Origin of the sequence: uncultured Algoriphagus sp., assembly GCF_963974365.1 — a bacterium.
In the GTDB taxonomy this organism is placed as follows: Bacteria; Bacteroidota; Bacteroidia; order Cytophagales; family Cyclobacteriaceae; genus Algoriphagus.
Genome location: NZ_CAXBBX010000004.1, coordinates 213,687 through 233,663 on the forward strand (window position 1 = coordinate 213,687; position 19,977 = coordinate 233,663).

Here is a 19,977-nt window from a genome sequence, read left to right on the forward strand (position 1 = left end):
TACCCAGAATTGCATTCTGGGCTTATATAGGTCTTGCCGTTGGCAAGATTAGAAATCTCAAATAAAAAAGGCTGAACTCCTTAGAATTCAGCCTTTTTGCTATTTAGATTAAGTTGAAACCTATTTTTTGGTCGTTTCAATTACTCCCCGAAAATATCCTATGGATTCGGCAATCCCCATAAACGGATTATCCTGATTTCTCTCATGCTCCAGACTGCATACGCCTGTGTAACCAACTTTTCTGATCATTTTGACCATTGCAGCAAAATCGATCACCCCACGTCCTACTTCGAGTGAATATCCCTCTTTGGCAGGGGCTGTCACGTCTTTGATGTGCATATCGAATACGCGGGTGTGGTATTTTTCCATATCTGCTACTGGGTCCTTTCCATTTCTTGTATCGTGGCCAATGTCCAGACACATCCCAATTCTTGGATCTAGATCTTTGGTGTGGTTCCAAACATCGTCGGCATCCTGATAGATTTTAATATCCGGCCCGTGCAAATGAATGGCGAATTTGAAATCATACTCCTTCACCTTTTTATCAACGTACGGAAGCAGCTCCACATTGGGAACGCCCACGATCAGTTTTACCCCAACTCTTTTTGCATAATCAAATGCCTTATCGATTTCGGCCTCAGATTTCATGTAGATCGGACCAACAGCATATCCGGTGATATCATTGGCTTTCAGTTTTTCATGAAAAGCAGCTATTTCATCATCAGTACTTGTCATTGGCAAATGAAAATCCTTGATGCAGAGATAATGAACATCCAAGGCTTTCAATGTTTCCAGTGTCTTGTCCAGATCAAACTTCACAAAAGTGTAGCCTGCAATTCCTACTTTGAATGTTTCGCCTGTTTCAGGCGGTAACTGTGGTCCAGGCCTGCTATCCTGTGCTTTGCAAACCATCAGGGAGAATGCAAACAAAAGGGTTAATAGAGTTGATTTCATGTAGATTATTTTAGGAGTTATTATCAGCCAATTTAGTAAATGCAAACCAAAGAGAGGTCTTGAGCTTTGCCAATACTACGGAATCGTTTGTTTTGGAGAGATGGGTTTGGGATGGTGGCTTCACCGACCGAGACTGGGTGTGATCTGAGACTAGGTATAGGTTGTAACTCCCCCTTTCTATCACAATGAATTTGCAATTCGGGCGATTCGAATTATTTTAATTGTATGTGCGAAGCATACCATCCCGATTCTTATCGGGAAGGAAATGCTATACTTCTTAACTTTTCAAGTTGTAGGTTGGGCGGATGTTTTTTATAGAAAAATCTATCGTGATTTTTTTTTGGAAAATCTGACTTCCTATCCCAACGAATATGCTATACGATTTCATGGCTGGACGCTAGATTGCAGTAATTTACTATTGAAAACCTGTTAGGATATTTGGGTAGGACAAGGCGTTAAAAAAACAACCCGCCACGGCGGGTTGTTTTAGCCTTTGGCCTGGCAATAGGTTAGACTAACTCACCCAGTCCTATAACTATCTGACTACACCCAGATCCTGCATCATGTTTTCTAGTTATGTTTTGGCTCCCAGATTAATCTCAAGAAAGAGCTTAGGCGTTCATTGCCTTTCTGAACAGGTATGCCAGCCACTATACCAATCATAAGACTTTCGCTTATACCAAGTCTCATTTGAGGGCGTATCACTGTTTTGAGATTATTTGAGTTTATAGTCTGATTAAACTCAACCCCAAGGAAGTTTCTGGTACCGGGAATCATGTAGTGCAAACTCGTATTGATATCGTAGGTTACATATATTTTCTTGTTATTAAAGTCCTGATGAAACATTGGCCCCGTGTAGATTAGAGAATGATAGTTACTTCCCCAACGTTTAGCGACTACCAAAAAAGGATTATACACATTGCCTGTGATTATTGAACTGCTAAGGCTTCTGAAATCAGCAAGTTCAAACTCATTGATATATCCCACTGCCATCGAAGTAGCATGAGCTGCATTCACAAAGAAAGTCCATTGTGCAGCAAGTTTTAGGCTGTTTAATTGATTGGAAGGCACTGAATCTCTCTCAGTGCCTTTCATAGGTGCATAGAAAGTAAAAGGCAATTCCACTTCCAGACCAAGTCTGTTGACGGGTGCCCATTCATATTCTATAAGAGCTTCATACGAGTCAAAACTCAGATTGTCAGTCAGCCCTAATCCAACATTCCATTCTTTTTCACCTTTACGTGCGCCAAGGTCGCGGATCAAGTCTATGTAAAGTGGCTCGGCGTGGAGTACTTTGTCAGGTTCTTTTAATTCCTCTATCTGGAGTATATAGAGACTGTCTTTTTCTGTATTAGTATTTTGCGCAAAGGAAATGCTGATGGTAACCCATAGGGTTACCACGGTAAGAATATATTTAGTGTTCACGGTATGATCGATTTTATTGATTGATATGGAATTTATCTTTCAACTACCTACAGGATAGCAAACATGTCGATCCATAGAACGGAGGATTGCTTCGGGGATAAGCCTTGCTAGAAAGGTCTACCTAAACTTTTTAGTCATTTCTTTCTCAAGAAGCACTTGATTATTGCAAAATCAGACTTGCCCTAACTGGTAGTTGAATGTGAGTTTTTTAACTATCAATCAACTAGTTGGGGGAGGGGAGTCGAGTTGATAAAATCCAAGGCATAAAACTGCTCTAGGATCTGAAAAATTGGTGTTTGCTGGAATAGATAAGTTAAAAAGATGCTCCTCAGCAGGATTATGGAGAGACAAGACTAACTTTTGGAGGTTGTTGTTATTCTGCTCTTCAGCGTCAGGATCATCGAATTCCTCAAAAGCTTCCTCAAAACCCAGAATAGTTTCTACCAATACTTCGACCATGCTTTCCTGGTCATTTATTGTGAGATCTTCTGCAATATGCTGAGACTCTGGGTCCTCGGTGTCAGCACTGAGGTTTAGAATATAAAGGCCCATCAGTACCCATAAAAGTTTTGCAACTGCGCTATTTCTTAAGCTAAGAATCACGTTACAATATTAGTGATTTTCCAATAGTGAGTAGAATTAATAAAAAAGACCTTCACCAGAACGTTTCAAACACATGATCAGTCTTTGGTTTTTTAAGTTTAATTAGTCATTTTGTGGAGGGGATTGGTTTTATTTATGATTCGTATTCTGCCTACTTTGCGAGATAGTTAAACGTCCTAGTAGCTTCTTTTTTTGTTATAATGCATCGTACTAGGTGTAGGTAGTGTAACTACACCTTTCTATCACAATGAATTTGCATTTCGAGCGATTCGAATTATTTTAATTGTATGGGCGAAGCATACCATCCCGATTCTTATCGGGAAGGAAATGCCATATTTCTTGACTTTTCAAGTTGTAGGTTGGTCGGATGTGTTTTCCAGAAATGTTTACCGTGACTTTATTTTGGAAAACCTTACTTACTGTCGAAAAGAAAAAGGGTTGCTATAACTATCTGACTACACCTAGAGGGGATACTGTAAAAACTAGCTTTTATGCTTATTTTTTAAGTGTCGAATTTCCAACTCCAAAGTCTCAACACGCTTTGCGAGGACTAAAATTTCATGAGGTAAATCATTAAGCTTTGTTAATAAACCATGGTCAGAATTTAGAAGCTGATGATCTACACTAGGTTCAAATGACATCGATTTTTCAGAACATATAGGCATAATTCCGTCCATGATGTAATTGTAACTTACGCCATAATAATCATGAAGTTGCTTTAACTCAACAGGAGATACGTAACTGTTTTTAGTATTTTCCTTAACGTACTTTTTGAAATCGGAAATTCGTTGAGCTCTAATATTAGCTTTTATTAATTCTTTGTAACTCTTTAAAAGACCAGTTTCTTTTAAATAATCCACGGCAATAATAAATCTGCGAGTAATCTCCTTTAGCTCATTTGTATTTTCCATTTTATTTTTTTAGATATACTAGGATTTAAATTGCTAAAATTCAATAATACGATATTTTTTAAATTAAAGTATTTAAATATAGAGTAATATTTAATTTATATCACTAAAATCTATAATTAATTCTATATTTTGTTATTATTTATGAATATTCAACTTAATGATTATAAATTAAAAAATAAGTTCTGAAAATATAGAGACATATTAGGTTCTCCGAGGAGCACTACCTTGAACAAAAAAAAATCCCTCAGATTGCTCTAAGGGATTTATAAGTCAAATTCAAAAGTGTTCGAATCCTAATTTACGGCTGAAGTTCAAGTCAATCTCGTAAATCCAATATCGTAATTCGTAAATATCGAATGCTGAACATCGATTTCTTAATTTCGAAGTTTAAGAAGTATGTTCTTCAACCCAAACCCTTGCATTCACAAATGCCTCCATCCATGGCGTAAAGTCATCATTTCTATCAGCAGGATAATGTGCCCAATTCCAAGGCTTCAGGCTTCGTTCGATGTGTGGCATGATAGCCAGGTGACGACCGTCGGCGGATGCGATACCTGCAGTGGCATGATCGGAACCGTTTGGATTGCCCGGATAAGCCTCGTAGCTATACTTCATTGCGAAGTTGTAGTCGCTTTCTTCTTGCGGAAGTGAGAACTTACCTTCTCCATGTGCTACCCATACACCCAGTCTCTGTCCGCTAAGTGATCCTAGCATCACAGACTCATTTTGAGGGATGGTCACATTCACGAAAGTAGATTCAAACTTATGTGATGCATTGTGCAGCATCTTTGGTTTGTCGGCATGATCAGGAGTGACCAAGCCTAGTTCTACCATCAGTTGGCAACCGTTACATACGCCCAAACTCAAGGTGTCAGGTCTTGCGTAGAAGTTGTCCAGCGCCTGCTTAGCCTTAGGATTGTAAAGGAATGCACCTGCCCATCCTTTGGCCGAACCTAGTACATCGGAGTTGGAGAATCCACCCACGAAGACGATCATCTGTACGTCTTCCAGGTTTTCACGACCTGCAATCAGATCAGTCATGTGAATGTCTTTCACCTCGAATCCTGACAACCAAAGTGAGTAAGCCATCTCACGATCGCCATTCACACCTTTTTCACGTATAATCGCTGCTTTCGCCTTGCCTTTGGTAGTGCGGAAAGGATCTAGTCCAGCAGTTGCGAAACTACCTTTCCATCCTTCTGCAAACTCAAATGCAAGCGGCTGATTTTTATAATTGTCAAAGCGGTCTTTCGCTAGTTGCTCTCCACTTTGCTTTCTGTCTAATAAGTAAGAAGATCTGAACCATACATCACGAAGCTCAGCGATGTCCAGTGTCAGGTCTTTTCCTGCAAACTCAATGTTTCCAGAATCAGTCACCTTTGCCAGCTCCACATAATCAATGTCAGCTTCCACCAACAAGGTTTCCACTGCATGGTCATCGGCCACCTGAATCAGGATTCCCGGATTCTCGGCAAATAACGCTTTCACCATGTCAGCCTCATGAAGGCGATTCAGTTTTACTTTCAACCCAATATTTTGCACTGGGAAGCACATTTCCAACAGGGCTGTTACCAATCCACCTGAAGAAATGTCGTGTCCTGCCAGGATCCAAGTTTGATCGATCAAATCCTGAACTGCGGTAAATGCCTTCGCGAAATATCTAGGGTTTTTGACGTCCGGAGTTTCAGTTCCAACCTTGTTCAAGGCTTGGTAGAAGCTGGAACCAGCCAGTTTGAACTCGTCCTTGGAGAAATCTATGTATAGGATTCTGCTTCCTTTGATAGGTTTCAAGGCAGTTTTCACGGTTTTCTGTACATCAGAGCATTCACCCACGGAGGAGATAATCACTGTTCCCGGGGAGTAAACCGTTTTTCCGTCAGGATATTTCTGAGTCATGGAAAGGGAATCCTTTCCTGTAGGAATGTTCACGCCCAGATCAATGGCAAACTTGGATACGGCTTCAACCGCTCTATACAATCTATCGTTTTCGCCTTTGTTTTTGGCTGGCCACATCCAGTTGGCAGAAAGGGAAATCCCCTGCAAGCCGTCCTGAATATGCGCAAAAATCAAGTTGGTCATCGCCTCAGCGATCGCCAATCTGCTACCTGCTTCAGGATCTGCCAAAGCAGCCACTGGCGCATGACCAATGGAAGTTGCGATGCCTTTGTTTCCGGTGAAGTCAAGCGCCATTACAGCCACATCATTCAGCGGAAGTTGGATCTCACCGACGGTCTGCTGTGTAGCCACACGACCTGTCACGGATCTATCAGCTTTATTTGTCAACCAATCCTTACATGCTACCGCTTCCAGCTGGAGTACTTCGCGTACATAGGCTTGGATCAGGTCAGCTTCATAGCTTGCTTCCGCAAAAGTTGAGTTGGTCGTATCGTCTTCCAAAATGGTTTTAGGGGAAGAACCGAACATGTAGCTCAGGTTCCAGTCCACTGGCTTCTCGCCAGTTTTGCCATTTTCGAATTTGAAATGCATATCTCCGGTCGTCTCGCCCACCACATAGAATGGAGCGCGCTCACGGTCAGAGATTTGATGTAAGGTATCTACGTCCTTTTTGCCAATCACCAATCCCATACGTTCCTGGGATTCGTTTCCGATGATTTCCTTAGCGGAAAGCGTAGGATCTCCCACCGGTAATTGGTCGATGTGGATTGTTCCTCCGGCATCTTCCACCAATTCAGAAAGGCAGTTCAAATGCCCGCCAGCTCCGTGATCGTGGATAGATATGATTGGATTGTTTTCGCTCTCAGCCATGGCGCGGATCACATTGGAGACACGCTTTTGCATCTCAGGGTTGGATCGCTGAATTGCATTTAGCTCGATTGCGTTGGAAAGTTCTCCGGTATTCAGGGAAGAAACCGCCGAACCGCCCATTCCGATTCTATAATTGTCGCCGCCCATGATCACAATCTGATCACCGGCTTTTGGCGCATCCTTTTTAGTGTACTTGGCATTGGTGAAGCCCACGCCACCAGCCAACATAATTACCTTATCAAAACCGTGGTGTTTTCCGTCTTCCTCATGCTCGAAAGTCAAAAGTGATCCAGAGATCAGCGGTTGACCGAATTTGTTTCCGAAATCAGAAGCTCCGTTGGAAGCTTTGATCAGGATATCCATAGGCGTTTGGTATAGCCAAGGACGTTCTTCCAACTTGCTTTCCCAAGATCTTCCTTTCTCAGAACGAGGATAGGAAGTCATATAAACAGCCGTTCCTGCCAAAGGAATAGAGGCAGTTCCGCCAGCCATACGGTCTCTGATTTCTCCACCAGCTCCGGTTGCCGCGCCGTTGAAAGGCTCCACGGTAGTTGGGAAGTTGTGTGTTTCAGCTTTCAGGGAAATAACCGTGTCGATCTCACGGGTTTCGAAGAAGTCCGCCTGATGCGCTGTTTTCGGAGCGAATTGCTGTGCTTTTGGTCCTGCTACAAAGGCTACGTTGTCTTTGTAGGCAGAAGCGATACGGTTAGGATGCGCTTTGGAAGTTTCTTTGATGAGTTGGAAAAGCGTCTGTGGCTTTTCTACTCCATCTATGATAAAAGTACCGTTGAAAATCTTGTGGCGACAGTGTTCGGAGTTCACTTGGGAAAATCCGAAAACCTCAGAATCCGTCAGTGGACGCTCCAATTGCTTGGATACGTTGTCCAGATAATCCACTTCTTCCTGACTTAGCGCCAATCCGTTCTCCTTATTATAAGCCTCGATATCGTTGATTTCTACGATCGCTTCCGGCTGCAGGTGAATGTCAAAAATCTCCTGATCCAGCCCATCAAATGCATGCTGAAGCATGGGATCTATGCTGTCGCCTTCATTCATCGGGAAAAACTCCTCGACGCGGATGATTCCAGGGATTCCCATGTTTGCAGAGATTTCCACAGCGTTGGTTGACCATGGAGTAATCATTTCCTTGCGAGGTCCTGAGTATTTTCCGGAAAGTGCTGGTGTGTTGATTGCTGTAGCTCCGCCGAAAAGCCAAGTCAGCTTTTCTAAGTCTTCGGGTGCGAAAGGTTGTGGAGAATGTACAGCGTAAACGGTTTTTAGAGGGGATTCAAAGAAGAAAATCATGTCCTTTGGCTGGTAAGATGCAAAGGTACGGAATTGAGAGGTAGATTGAAAAATTTGAAAATTGAAAGATTGAAAAATATACTGATCAGTTTTCAGTGGTCAGTCTCAGTTTTCAGTTCGAGAGGAGAGAGGATTTGTTAGTGCGAAAGCAATCTGTTTTGATTTACGAAATATGAATTACGATTTACGGGATTTCCGAGGAGTTGAGCTAATCTTAAATAGTTAGTCTCGTGCCTATTACCATGCAGTCTTCAGGCTGCGAAGTTTTGAAATTGAAATACGAAGTCAGAAGACTTCATAACAGAAGATCTAAGCCCGTCTGAGATCGGACAGGTCTGAAGACTTGAACCAACCTGTTTCTCAAATCTTATGTCTAATGTCTTGCTACTTGATACTGGTATCTTGCTACCAATTCCTCTCCACTGAAAATTCCAAAATCTAAATACGATGTCCACTTTCGCACACTTTTCTATATTATTATTCTGTTAATACCGAATATTGTTCGTTTTTGATACGTGGGAAACTTTTGTATTGGTGAAAGTTTCCGTAGTTTTGCGTTCCGAAATTCAATACCGTTGGAGTTAATGAGAGAGAAGATTTTAGAAATAGCAAGTGAGCAATTTAGCCAGTATGGTGTAAGAGCCATTACCATGGAGGATATTGCGCGCTTGGCTGGAATATCAAAGAAAACGATCTACCAAGAATTCAAAGATAAAAAGGAGCTAGTGATGGAGACTTTTTCTTTGGCACTAAAGGAAGATCAAGAATCATTAAACAAGATTTTGGAACAAGAAGATGGGGTGATAGAACATTTAATTTTTACCTCCAGAATGGTGCGGGCGCGTCTAGCTACGCTGAATCCTATGGTGTTGCTTGAAATCCAAAAGTATTTCCCTGATGTCTGGGAGATGTTCAATGAATTTAAAGAGAAAGTAATTGTGACAGATATCGTCAATGTCATTGAGAAAGGGAAAAGACTTGGCTATTTTCGCCCTGAAATAAATGCCAAGATCCTGGCTATTATGCGAGTAAATCAAATCACTACAGCTATGAATCCAGCTAATTTTGACAAAGATGTCGACAACATCGTCACTTTACATATGGCCATGATGGATCATTTCTTACATGGGATTTTCACCGAAAAGGGGAGGCAAGCTTATTTTGAAAAACAAGATCGAATTTAATTAACTCAAGTTTTGGACTTCCAAACACATTAATATTTAACCTAGAACAGATCCTTTTTAGAACTATATCATGTTTAAATCGAAGATTTATTTAGCAGTTATGCTTTGCCTCAGCCTAATAGGCCTGGAAGCTAATGCGCAAGAAACTCCGCCTTTGGAGACTCTTCAGCTTAATCTTAAGGAGACTTTAGAATATGCTTTGGAGAATAATGCCGATGCAAAGAATGCCAAGTTGGAAGTAATGATCTCCCAAACTACTATTAAGGAGGAGACTGCAGCCGGTTTGCCACAAATTAATGGTACGGTGGGAATAAACTATAACCCTTTGGTGCAGGTGGTGTTCTTGCCTAATGAGCCACCATTCGGTGATCCTAGCAATCCATCCGATGTAATTCCTGCCAGGTTTGGTGTGAATTACTCCAGCAATGTAGGAGCGAATATGACCCAAATGATTTTTGATGGATCTTTTTTCGTGGGTTTGAGAGCAGCTAAAACCTATAAGGCACTTACCGAATTTGATAAGGTGAAGGTGGAAAATGACGTGGTAGAAAATGTGAAGAAAGCGTATTTCGGAGTCTTGGTAAATGCTGAGCGAATCAAGCTTTCGCAGGCTAACCTGACAAGAATTGATTCGCTATTGGAGGAGACCAGAGCCTTGAATGAGGCAGGATTTACAGAGAAGATTGAAGTATCCAGAATTCAGGTACAACGAAACAATACTTTTTCCCAGTACAAAAGAAGTTTGACGGCCTATGATATTTCGAAGCAGCTTTTGAAAATTCAGTTGGGGCTTCCAAAAAATTACGAAATCGAAATCACCGAAACACTGGCCGAACTGAATCCTGAAGAAGGATTGAGGGAATTATTGGCTATGGAAGGTACCCATCGAGTAGAAATGGATCAGTTAAACACCAATCTAGAGCTGACCCAACTTGACCTGAAGTATACGACTTCTCAATACATTCCAACAATTGACCTGACCGCAAATTTCAATAGATCTGGAGCAGGAGATTCATTTAGCACGTTGTTTAAATCGATCAACTGGTTTAGTTCATCAGCCATAGGGGTGACGATGAATATTCCGATTTTCGACGGACTTTCTAAAAGTGCCAGGATTCAGCGTAATAGAATTCAATTGCAGCAGCTAGAAAACCAGAAATTCTATTTGGGCCAGAATATTCAATTAGAGATTTATCAAGCAAGACAGAATCTAACTAATGACCTGGAAGTATTGGCAGTACAGCGAGAGAGCATGACTTTGGCGCAGGAAGTATATGATATTTCTAAAATCAAATATAATGAGGGGGTAGGGTCCAACCTGGAAGTGGTGGATGCTGATGCAGCTTTGATAGAATCAGAGATTAATTACCTAGGGGCACTCTACGATGGACTTATTTCTAAAGTAGATTTGGAAAAGGCCCTAGGGATATTAAAAGAAGGAATCATTGACTAATCCAACTTTCTCTTTCTGTGGAGAATAATTCAATAACGACATTATCAACATATCATGAACGCAACATATAAATTTTTACCCTTGATCGCACTTGCCTTGGTTGCCATTTCTTGTGCTACTGAAGACGGAGTGGAGGCTAAAAAAGCTGAATTGGAAAAACTCAAGACAGAGTCAAACGAGATCACCAATCAGATTAAGGAGTTGGAAGCTGAGTTGATTCAGCTTGATCCTGAGTTTGCGAAAGCAAATCATAAATCAATTCTGATCACTACAGCTCAAGCGAAGAAAGGAAGATTTGAGCACTACGTAGAAGTGACTGGATCGGTGCTATCTAAGAAGAATGTAAGCATTAGTGCAGAGACTTCTGGGAGAATTCTGGAAGTTCCGGCGATGGAGGGGATGAGAGTGGCAAAAGGCGAAGTATTGGCAAGAATCGATTCTGAATCTATTCAGAGATCAATCGATGAGCTGGAAAATAACTTGGAGCTGGCCAATACACTCTTCGAAAAGCAAGATCGACTTTGGAAGCAGCAGATCGGTACTGAAGTTCAGTATTTGGAAGCTAAAAACAGAAAAGAGGGACTTGAAAGAAATCTAGCTTCATTGAAAACTGAATTGGCGAAAGCAGTCGTTCGTGCGCCTTTCTCGGGTACTATTGAAACTGTACAAGTGAGATTGGGAGAGTTGGTTCAGCCTGGTGCTCCGATGTTTCAATTTGTAGGAGAAAGCGATTTGTTTATCGAAGCCGATATTTCTGAGTCCTACGTAGGTGTCTTGGCAAAGGGTGATTCGGTAGACGTGAGTTTTCCTTCGATCAATAAAGATATCGAGACCAAGGTGTCAGCTGTAGGCGCGATCATCAATCCAAATAACAGAACATTCAAAGTGGAGGTATATCTTCCAAACTTACCGATGGTGAAGCCAAATATGATTTCTGTGCTGAAGATTCAGGATTATGATAACAATGAGGCGGTCACAGTTCCAGGCTATTTGATACTCAGCGATAATAGAGGAGATTACTTATTTGTGGTAGAGGGTGGTATAGCTAAGAAAAAGTATGTGGAAAGAGGAAAGAGTTTTGACAAGGAAACTGAAATCCTGAAAGGTCTGGAAGGGAATGAAGTGCTAGTAGATAAAGGTTTCCGTGAAGTGGGAGATAATTTCAACGTGAACATAGCTCAGCAGTAATAAGATGGCGGAAAATCAAAAAGCAATAAAAACGCGAGAGTTCGGATTATCCAGCATGAGTGTGGATAATTCCACCTCAGTGGTGATTCTTACGCTGATCATTACCTTCCTTGGCTTGAGTGCGTATCGCAACATGCCAAAGGAAAGTTTTCCGGAGATCGTCATTCCAACGGTATATGTGGGAACGCCTTATCCGGGTAACTCACCAGTGGATATGGAGAACTTGATCACTAGGCCTATTGAGAAGGAACTCAAGTCCCTGAATGATATAAAGAACATTACATCTACTTCAGTACAGGATTTCTCCTCAATTGTGATTGAGTTTAATCCAGGTGTAGAGATATCCAAAGCGATTCAGGATGTGAAGGATGCGGTGGATAAATCAAAGAGTGAGTTGCCTACGGATTTGGATCAGGATCCAAATGTGGTGGAGGTCAATACATCCGATTTTCCGATCATGAACGTGAATATTTCGGGAAATTACTCTGAGGCGGAGCTGAAGAAATTTGGAGAGTATCTGGAGGATGAAATCGAGAAACTAGCCGAAATATCCAAAGCTGACTTGGCAGGAACTGTAGAACGGGAAATCCAGATCAATGCGGATCCTTATAAAATGGAATCTGTAGGTGTAAGTTTTAATGATATCGCACAGGCGGTTCAGACTGAAAACGTGACTATTTCAGGAGGTAACATTCGATCTGGAGACTTTCAGCGGACGCTTAGGGTAGATGGTGAGTTTTCGGATCCCATGGATATTTTAAATATCATCGTCAAAACTGATAACCAGAAAATCGTTTACCTGCGTGATGTAGCCGAAGTAAAAGATACTTATGAAGAGAGAACCAGTTACGCCAGAAGCAAAAATCTGCCTGTAGTGACAATCAATGTGGTGAAGCGTAGTGGTGAAAACTTGCTTTATGCAGCAGATAAAATCAAGGAGATCATTGATAAGACCAAGGCCAATCGTTTTCCTCCCGATTTGGAGATCAGTATTACGAATGATCAATCCAAAGCGACAAGACTTCAGGTAAGTGACTTGGAAAACTCTATCATCTTTGGGGTCATTCTAGTGGTGTTGGTTTTAATGTTTTTCCTTGGATTTAGGAATGCACTATTTGTGGGAATCGCGATTCCACTTTCCATGTTTATATCCTTTTTGGTGCTAAATGCCTTTGGAATCACGCTAAACCTAATGGTGTTATTTTCCCTGATCCTTGCACTTGGTATGCTGGTAGATAATGGTATCGTAGTGGTAGAGAATATCTATCGCTTGATGTCTGAAGGCAAAAGTGCGGTGCAGGCTGCAAAAGAAGGCGTTGGCGAAGTAGCTTGGCCGATTATTACTTCCACTGCGACTACGTTAGCAGCATTTTTACCTTTGGCCTTTTGGCAGGATACAGTTGGGGAATTCATGAAATTTCTCCCAATCACATTGATTATCGTGCTTTCCTCTTCGCTTTTTGTGGCTTTGGTAATCAATCCAGTGTTGACAGCGCTTTACATGAAAGTGGAGGATGTAACGCAAGACAAGCCGAAGCAGAAATCCATCATTGTGGCTGGGGTACTGCTTATTTTATCAGCTTTATTTTACCTGATCGGATGGACGGCTTTTGGTTCATTAATGCTTATAGCCTGCGTGTTGACAGTATTCAATGTCTTTGTACTTAGAAAAGCTATCCGCTGGTTCCAGACCGTATTCTTGGTCAAATTGGAGAATATGTACGAGTCGATCTTGAAGTACGCACTGAACGGCAGAAAGCCTTATGGCTTTCTCGGTGGTACCGTGCTTTTGCTGGTGTTATCTCTTGTACTGCTGGTAGTAAGAGCGCCTCAGGTATTGTTTTTTCCAGACAATCAACCTCAATTAATTAATGTATTTATTGAGTTTCCGATAGGAACTGATATAGAAGCGACAAACGATTTTGTGGATGGAATGGAAGATGAGTTGATGGTGGCGTTGGAGGATTATACTGGTATTTTGGAGTCTGTGATTTCACAAGTAGGTGAGGGTACAGGCGATCCTATGGAAGGTCCAAGTAATCAACCGACTCCTCATAAGGCTAAAATCACTATTGGCTTCGTGGACTATATCGATAGACAAGGAGTGAATACCAATGGTGCAATGGAAGTAATCCGGGATTTGGCGGAGAAATATCCAGGTGTCTTGGTGACGGTAGATAAGCAAAGAAATGGTCCTCCAGTGGGTAAGGCTATCAATTTGGAATTTGCTGGTGAAGACTACGATCAGTTGATTGCTTTTGTCAATCAAACAAGAGAGTATTTGAATGATCAAAATATTGAAGGGGTAGAGGAATTGAAGTCTGATTTGTCTTTGGGTAATCCAGAGGTGATCCTGAATATTGATCGCGATAAAGCAAGGAGGTTTGGACTGTCCACTTCTGAGATTGCCACAGATCTACGTACTGCTCTTTTTGGTTTGGAAGTTTCCAAATACAAAGAAGGAGAGGATGATTATCCTATTCAGTTGAGGTTAAAAGAAGGTTTTAGATACGATATCAATACCTTGGTCAATAAGAAAATTGGATTTAGAGATAAGTTTGGTGAGAAACGAGAAGTGCCTATTTCAGCTGTAGCTGAAGTGAAATATGGTTCCACTTATGGATCGGTAAAAAGAAAAGATCTAGAGAAAGCCATAACGATTTATTCCAATGTGCTCGATGGCTACAATGCCACTGAGGTGAATTCGCAGATTCAGGCAGTTCTTCAGAATTATGAAGTTCCTGATGGAATCTCCGTAAAATACACCGGAGAGCAAGAGGAGCAGCAAAAGTCCATGGATTTCTTAGTAGGTGCTTTGGGAATTGCAGTTTCCTTGATTTTCCTAATTATAGTAGCACAGTTTAATTCTGTCACGACACCATTCATTATTATGGCCTCAGTGGTTTTGAGTACCATTGGGGTGTTCTTAGGATTGGTAATTTTCAATATGGACTTCGTAGTGATCATGACAGGTATCGGGATTATTTCCTTGGCCGGTGTTGTAGTAAACAATGCGATCGTGTTGATTGACTACACCAACTTGGTACGTGAGCGAAAAAGAGACGAGCTTGGTATGGGGCCAAAGGATCATTTGCCATTTGACCTGATGATAGCAAGTATTGTAGAATCTGGTAAAACCAGACTACGTCCAGTGTTGCTGACTGCGATCACCACAGTACTAGGATTGATTCCTTTGGCGATTGGTATGAACATTAATTTTGGGACTTTGCTAAGCTCTTTTGATCCGCAGTTTTATGTGGGAGGAGATAATGCAGCTTTCTGGGGGCCGATGGCTTGGACTGTAATATTTGGGCTAACCTTTGCGACCTTCCTTACGTTAGTCATCGTACCAGTCATGTATTTGTTAGCAGATAAACTCAACATGAGAATCAGCAAACTTAAATCTTGATTGGATTAAGGTTGGTGGTTTTTTTTGTTAAAACCTCCGAGGCGATGTCTCGGAGGTTTTTTGCATTTTGATAGATGTATTTTTTCCCTTTCCAGCATGGAATTTGTAAGTTCGCCATCCCAATTAGTTGAATGAAGAGATGGAAGAATTAAAGTGGTATGTGATGTACACAACTTCACGATCCGAGAAGAAAGTGGCTGATAGATTGAAGGAGAGAGGCTTTGAAGTTTACCTCCCTATGATTGAGGAGCTCCGGCAATGGTCAGACCGTAAGAAGAAAGTGCAGCGGGCCATGTTCAATGGATATGTTTTTGTGAAGACCAAGCGTAATCAACTTTGGGAATGTCTTCAAGTACCTGGTGCGGTTAAATTTGTTCATTTCTCGGGGAACCATGCCACAGTACGGGAAGAAGATCTGGATATTATTAAGCGGGTTATAGAAACTGGTGTAGGCGTTGAATCTGACGGATCGACTATTGAACCAGGAGAAAAAGTACTAGTCATCGGTGGGCCTCTTCAGAATATGACTGGAGAAGTCATTAAGAAAGGAAATAAGGATTACTTCCTGATTAGAATTCCAGGGATATACCAAAACCTATTGATTTCTGTGCCTAGGAAATTTCTTGAAGTTAAACCTTCTTAATTGGCATTCGATCTGATTGCCGGTTGGGTCAGCTGAAGGTTGGGACGAGCATTTTTTGAACTTCGGCGATACCTCCGCACTGAATCTTCAATTCTAGAAGCGCTATAAGTTGATAAATGAATGCCAGGTAAAAGGCTAGTGTCCTGAGCTGCCCGCACATCTACATACATGGAATCAAGCCTCAACGAATCAATTGCATCCATATTAGCCAAAAAGAGCAGAGGTGTTTGCTCTGATTCGGGTAAGTTACTCTGGGATGGGTCATATACTACAAGCAAAAGCTTTTGTTTATCAAAAGCTGGTGGGGCACCATTTCCTGAATTACCCTGATATTGTATCTCATCCGGGTAGGCCATACTTGGCGATTCAGTAGACGCTACTATCCCATTCGAATCCAGTTCTGAGTTAGAGTTATAAAGTAAAAAAACACCTACAGTGATCAAGATACTGAGAGATGCTGCATAGGGCATTAGTTTTCTAAGTACTGATTTGGGCCTTTTTGAAGAAGGAGCGGATTGCGGAATAGGAGCTGCAAAAATTGTAGGCTCAGAAGATTGGCTTTCAAAGGGGGCCTTTTCAGCTGCTGCTGTCTTAGGTTGACGATTTGTGAACTCACTTGTCGCCTGTTTTACCAAAGGAGTAGAGGCTACTTCGAATACAGGAAGTGATTCAGGAGCAAGAGCTTTTGTGGTGACTTTGCGTTCTAACACGATGTCTTTCTTTCGCTCTCCAAATCCTTCTATGATTTGTAATAAGGTGACACGTAGCACTAGTGTAAAAGAGCCTTCTCGTTCAGGTTTGACATCAAAAAGCCACTCTGTGTAGTCATCTACAAGGATAATTTGCTCAGTCGAACTCAAACTCTTGATCTCAAAAGACTCACTCTCTCTGCCTTCCTCGATACATACCTGCATCACTTCTCCAAGGCGGATGTCATCAACGACCTGACTTTCGTCTGGAAGTTTGAGATTTTCCTTGAGTAGGATTTCGTCCCAAGCCAATCGTACCGTGCATCGGGTCCATTGTTGGACCTGCATTAATTCTGGAATATGATATAGAACTTTGCCGTGTTTAGATTTAGGCTTTTCCTCGGTGTTTGTATCTGCACTTACTCGTTTACCCAGAAGCTCTACTAGAGGTCTAAAAGCTTTTGCTCTCATCTCAGCGACCGTCAGGGTATTCATATTCCTAAAAGTAGTTGCAATGCTTGCTATCGCGCCCCTTATATCAGTAAAGAGGTCAATGTCATCTCGGATTCCTTGGGTATCAGCAAAGCTGTCTAGGCCTTTGATCGCTTCATTAAGTTCCTCGATTTGATCTTCCCAGTACTTGAGATAAGATATAATTCCGGTAGACTTGTATATAGTAGCATCAGGCAAGACTAAAGGGAAAACACGATTATAGAAATCCCCGCTTTTTTGAACTTCAAGTAGCTCAAACATGCAATTGGGGGATTTGAGGTATTTGTCGCTGATCACGAGTATCACGGCATTTCCTTGGCCGATTTCCTCCATAAACTCCTTGATCAATCCTTTGAAGCCAAGATCGCGTTTGTCTCTGATCAGATTGATACCAATTGAAGTGATAGCCTGATCGATTTCATTAGCTACAATCTCACTTTCCCCACCCCAGGCATAGGAGATAAAAACACGTTGTGGATCGTTTGGCATAAAAAATCTGTGTAATACCGTCGTTTTGAAGTTAAACCTATTTAAGGAAAACATCAAACAGATGGTTTACAAGAATATATGCCTTAGATACTTAGAGGAGAGATTTACTAAAATGGGGTTGTAGGTATTAGTAATCAAATTTGCTGAAAAAATACCTTCTGAATACTATTTGACCTTGTACTAAATGATCTCCAAATCGGTTGAAACCCACGTTTCCGTCAAGATTATCAGTGAATGTGGCAAGCATAGTACCTTCCAAAGCGATGTCTGAAAATGGCCCTAATGTATAACTTATTCCTGCTCTGATGGGAACATATCCGGTGGTTATTTTTTCACGGGTTGGAACCTCATCCTTACTGAAAGACTTTGTTTGCTTTGTGTTTGAAAACATAACGCCCAGACCTAAACCACCGTAGAAATTGAACATGCTTCTGTTCATATGATTTCCAAAAGGAATGATGTAAAAGCTAGGCATCACATCAAAATAATAAGCTGACCCAATTGCGGTAAATGAGGAATTATTTGCAGTCCAAATATCAGTGACATTTTTAGTTGGTTCGCCACCGCTTGAGATCCATTGCACTCCACCTGTAGCTCTAAGCTCAAATCTATCTGTTAATCGTTTGGTCAAGGAAGCCGAAACTGAAGGCTTAATTTCAAAATTAAAGGCCCTATACTGCCCACCATTATCCATATAGGCGAAAGATGGCCCTACTCCAATACTGACAATGTTGTCTCTGGATCGTCTCTCTTTGTAAAAACTTTGGGCAGATAAATTTATGCTACCAAAAAGAAAGAAAACGAATAGGGAAAGATTGAATATTTTAGACATAACTGAGAATCCTAATTAGGGAAATTGACCTTTGGGTAGGACTTGTTTGCAAATTTGGCAACAAATATGCCAATACCGTGCATGGAATTATATTTAAAACACAGAAATGCCAAAAAAAGTATAGTGTGAGTAATATTTCAGGCTCCCTCGAATGCTTTTTTAATGTCCTCTTCGGTGGTTTTTAATTTGGTTCTACAGCTTTTCACCAGTTCAGCAGCCTCCTTTACCAATTCAGAAAGTTCGTCCACGCTCTTCTTTCCTTCTTCTAGTTCGGACAAGATTGTCTCCAGTCGGCCCATGGATTCATTGTATTTTAGCTCACTCATTTTTCCTCAATTTGTGTAATTGTGCTACTGATTTTTTGTTTGGAAGTATGCGTCTGCAATTCATCTCCAAGTTGGATTTTTGCAGTATTAATTGGCTTTCCGTCGATTTCTGTACGCGTATATCCTCTGGCTAAAATGGCGGCTGGATTCAATTGGCGGAGTAATAATTCTTTGGAATCCAGATTTTGCTTTTGTTTTTGCAAAAAGCTATCCAGACCTCGCTTCATGTTTTGTTCAAAAGAATCCAAGCTATTTTCCTGTATCTGCAGGATATTTTTGCCTGAAATTCGAATTCTGCTGATCGAGGAATTCAATTTTTCAGATTCAAGCTTGAGTCGACTTTCTGAAAGTGCTTTGACTTGATGCGCTAGTTGATGTATTCTTGTTTGCTCCTCGTTGAGTTTTTGACGGGTAGCCCTGTCCAGCCGAAGCATAGCTAATCCAAGGTTCTCTTCAAATTCCCGAAATCCAGAAAGTAAAAATTCCGCCACTGCAGTAGGTGTCTTCAATTTGGTGTGTGCAACCAAATCTGCTATGCTTTCATCCCGCTCATGTCCGATGCCAGTGAGAACAGGCAATGAGAAGTTTGCGATTTTGGCTGCAAGCCTGTAATCATCAAAACAATCCAAGTCTAATTGGGCTCCGCCACCGCGTATTATTACCACGGCTTCTATTCCCAATTCCTCTTTTATAGCCTCTATTTGTTCCAAACTTCTGGTCAAAGAGGCCACTGCTTCATTTCCTTGCATCGCTGAAGGAAATAACTTGTGATAAACTTGGTAACCGTACGCGTTATTTTCCAATTGATTGACAAAGTCACCGTAGCCAGCCGCAGTTGGACTGCTGATAATCGCTATTTTTTGGATGACAGCAGGAAGGAGGTGGCTAGCATTTAGCCTAAGGATGCCCTCTGTAGTAAGTCTATCGATGGTTTCCTGGCGAATTCTAGCTCTTTCTCCCAAGGAAAAGGAAGGGTCGATATCCTTTACATTAATGCTTAATCCATAGACCGGGTGAAAGTTTACCGCCACTTGGGCGAGTACTTTCATGCCGTTTTTAATACTGGATCCAGTGATGGATTCAAATCTCGCCGCTACAGCTCTATAGGCAAATGACCAAAGGTTTGCTTTGATCTTCGCTTGTACAGTATTTCCCTGCTTTTCTACTAATTCAAAATAAGCATGACCTTGCGGTGCCTGGCGGAAATCTGCGATTTCACCAATCACCCAAATTACAGGATCTAACTCCGTCTCCAAGGCCTGTTGGATGAGCCGGTTGAGTTCGGATATTGACCTGGCATTTTGCATG

The 19,977-nt window shown here is 41.5% G+C and carries 14 protein-coding genes; 5 read left to right on the forward strand and 9 right to left on the reverse strand.

Going from position 1 to position 19,977, the window contains the following annotated elements; genetic code table 11:
* Positions 1–120 precede the first annotated feature (120 nt).
* From AACZ87_RS07260 to purL, 5 genes are all read right to left on the reverse strand, one after another.
* On the reverse strand, positions 121–912 hold the full coding sequence (locus tag AACZ87_RS07260; protein ID WP_339866226.1) for a sugar phosphate isomerase/epimerase: 792 nt from the start codon (positions 910–912) through the stop codon (positions 121–123).
* A 612-nt stretch (positions 913–1,524) separates the two neighbouring features.
* Positions 1,525–2,379: an HAEPLYID family protein gene (locus tag AACZ87_RS07265; RefSeq protein ID WP_339866028.1), complete on the reverse strand. Its 855-nt coding sequence runs from the start codon at positions 2,377–2,379 to the stop codon at positions 1,525–1,527.
* A gap of 219 nt (positions 2,380–2,598) precedes the next feature.
* A complete protein-coding gene (locus AACZ87_RS07270) occupies positions 2,599–2,931 on the reverse strand; it encodes a hypothetical protein (protein WP_339866029.1) in 333 nt (110 codons plus the stop codon).
* 533 nt (positions 2,932–3,464) lie between these two features.
* The gene (locus tag AACZ87_RS07275; protein WP_339866030.1) at positions 3,465–3,893 is read right to left on the reverse strand and encodes a hypothetical protein; all 429 of its coding nucleotides are present in this window, start codon (positions 3,891–3,893) and stop codon (positions 3,465–3,467) included.
* A 387-nt stretch (positions 3,894–4,280) separates the two neighbouring features.
* A complete protein-coding gene (gene purL / locus AACZ87_RS07280) occupies positions 4,281–7,964 on the reverse strand; it encodes a phosphoribosylformylglycinamidine synthase (protein WP_339866031.1) in 3,684 nt (1,227 codons plus the stop codon).
* Between the two features lie 584 nt (positions 7,965–8,548).
* Between purL and AACZ87_RS07285 the strand changes: the two genes are divergently transcribed.
* The 5 genes from AACZ87_RS07285 (at position 8,549) to AACZ87_RS07305 (ending at position 15,841) form a co-directional block, all read left to right on the forward strand.
* On the forward strand, positions 8,549–9,148 hold the full coding sequence (locus AACZ87_RS07285; RefSeq protein ID WP_339866032.1) for a TetR/AcrR family transcriptional regulator: 600 nt from the start codon (positions 8,549–8,551) through the stop codon (positions 9,146–9,148).
* 70 nt (positions 9,149–9,218) lie between these two features.
* Entirely contained in the window at positions 9,219–10,601 is a 1,383-nt protein-coding gene (locus AACZ87_RS07290; RefSeq protein WP_339866033.1) for a TolC family protein, read from the forward strand.
* 54 nt (positions 10,602–10,655) lie between these two features.
* Positions 10,656–11,789 (forward strand): efflux RND transporter periplasmic adaptor subunit, encoded by a 1,134-nt coding sequence (locus AACZ87_RS07295; RefSeq protein ID WP_339866034.1) that lies wholly within the window; start codon positions 10,656–10,658, stop codon positions 11,787–11,789.
* 4 nt (positions 11,790–11,793) lie between these two features.
* Positions 11,794–15,198, forward strand: coding sequence for an efflux RND transporter permease subunit (locus AACZ87_RS07300; RefSeq protein ID WP_339866035.1), 3,405 nt, complete (start codon positions 11,794–11,796; stop codon positions 15,196–15,198).
* A gap of 139 nt (positions 15,199–15,337) precedes the next feature.
* Positions 15,338–15,841: a UpxY family transcription antiterminator gene (locus tag AACZ87_RS07305; protein WP_339866036.1), complete on the forward strand. Its 504-nt coding sequence runs from the start codon at positions 15,338–15,340 to the stop codon at positions 15,839–15,841.
* Here the strand turns inward: AACZ87_RS07305 and AACZ87_RS07310 are convergent.
* From AACZ87_RS07310 to xseA, 4 genes are all read right to left on the reverse strand, one after another.
* Complete coding sequence (locus AACZ87_RS07310; RefSeq protein ID WP_339866037.1) at positions 15,838–17,511, reverse strand: toll/interleukin-1 receptor domain-containing protein; 1,674 nt, start codon at positions 17,509–17,511, stop codon at positions 15,838–15,840. The genes AACZ87_RS07305 and AACZ87_RS07310 overlap by 4 nt on opposite strands.
* A gap of 127 nt (positions 17,512–17,638) precedes the next feature.
* Positions 17,639–18,343 carry a hypothetical protein gene (locus tag AACZ87_RS07315; protein WP_339866038.1) on the reverse strand — a complete coding sequence of 235 codons (705 nt, stop codon included), beginning with the start codon at positions 18,341–18,343 and terminating at the stop codon, positions 17,639–17,641.
* Positions 18,344–18,480: 137 nt separating this feature from the next.
* Positions 18,481–18,669 (reverse strand): exodeoxyribonuclease VII small subunit, encoded by a 189-nt coding sequence (xseB, locus tag AACZ87_RS07320; RefSeq protein ID WP_339866039.1) that lies wholly within the window; start codon positions 18,667–18,669, stop codon positions 18,481–18,483.
* A complete protein-coding gene (gene xseA / locus AACZ87_RS07325) occupies positions 18,666–19,976 on the reverse strand; it encodes an exodeoxyribonuclease VII large subunit (protein WP_339866040.1) in 1,311 nt (436 codons plus the stop codon). Before xseA ends, xseB begins: the two co-directional genes overlap by 4 nt.
* Position 19,977: the final 1 nt, after the last annotated feature.

Excerpts from the sequence above, each read along its gene's own strand:
- xseB (WP_339866039.1), bottom strand. The coding sequence starts at position 18,669 with ATGAGTGAGCTAAAATACAATGAATCCATGGGCCGACTGGAGACAATC.
- AACZ87_RS07310 (WP_339866037.1), bottom strand. The coding sequence starts at position 17,511 with ATGCCAAACGATCCACAACGTGTTTTTATCTCCTATGCCTGGGGTGGG.
- AACZ87_RS07295 (WP_339866034.1), top strand. The coding sequence starts at position 10,656 with ATGAACGCAACATATAAATTTTTACCCTTGATCGCACTTGCCTTGGTT.
- AACZ87_RS07290 (WP_339866033.1), top strand. The coding sequence starts at position 9,219 with ATGTTTAAATCGAAGATTTATTTAGCAGTTATGCTTTGCCTCAGCCTA.
- AACZ87_RS07315 (WP_339866038.1), bottom strand. The coding sequence starts at position 18,343 with ATGTCTAAAATATTCAATCTTTCCCTATTCGTTTTCTTTCTTTTTGGT.
- xseA (WP_339866040.1), bottom strand. The coding sequence starts at position 19,976 with ATGCAAAATGCCAGGTCAATATCCGAACTCAACCGGCTCATCCAACAG.
- AACZ87_RS07305 (WP_339866036.1), top strand. The coding sequence starts at position 15,338 with ATGGAAGAATTAAAGTGGTATGTGATGTACACAACTTCACGATCCGAG.
- AACZ87_RS07260 (WP_339866226.1), bottom strand. The coding sequence starts at position 912 with ATGGTTTGCAAAGCACAGGATAGCAGGCCTGGACCACAGTTACCGCCT.
- AACZ87_RS07275 (WP_339866030.1), bottom strand. The coding sequence starts at position 3,893 with ATGGAAAATACAAATGAGCTAAAGGAGATTACTCGCAGATTTATTATT.
- AACZ87_RS07300 (WP_339866035.1), top strand. The coding sequence starts at position 11,794 with ATGGCGGAAAATCAAAAAGCAATAAAAACGCGAGAGTTCGGATTATCC.
- purL (WP_339866031.1), bottom strand. The coding sequence starts at position 7,964 with ATGATTTTCTTCTTTGAATCCCCTCTAAAAACCGTTTACGCTGTACAT.
- AACZ87_RS07270 (WP_339866029.1), bottom strand. The coding sequence starts at position 2,931 with ATGGGCCTTTATATTCTAAACCTCAGTGCTGACACCGAGGACCCAGAG.
- AACZ87_RS07285 (WP_339866032.1), top strand. The coding sequence starts at position 8,549 with ATGAGAGAGAAGATTTTAGAAATAGCAAGTGAGCAATTTAGCCAGTAT.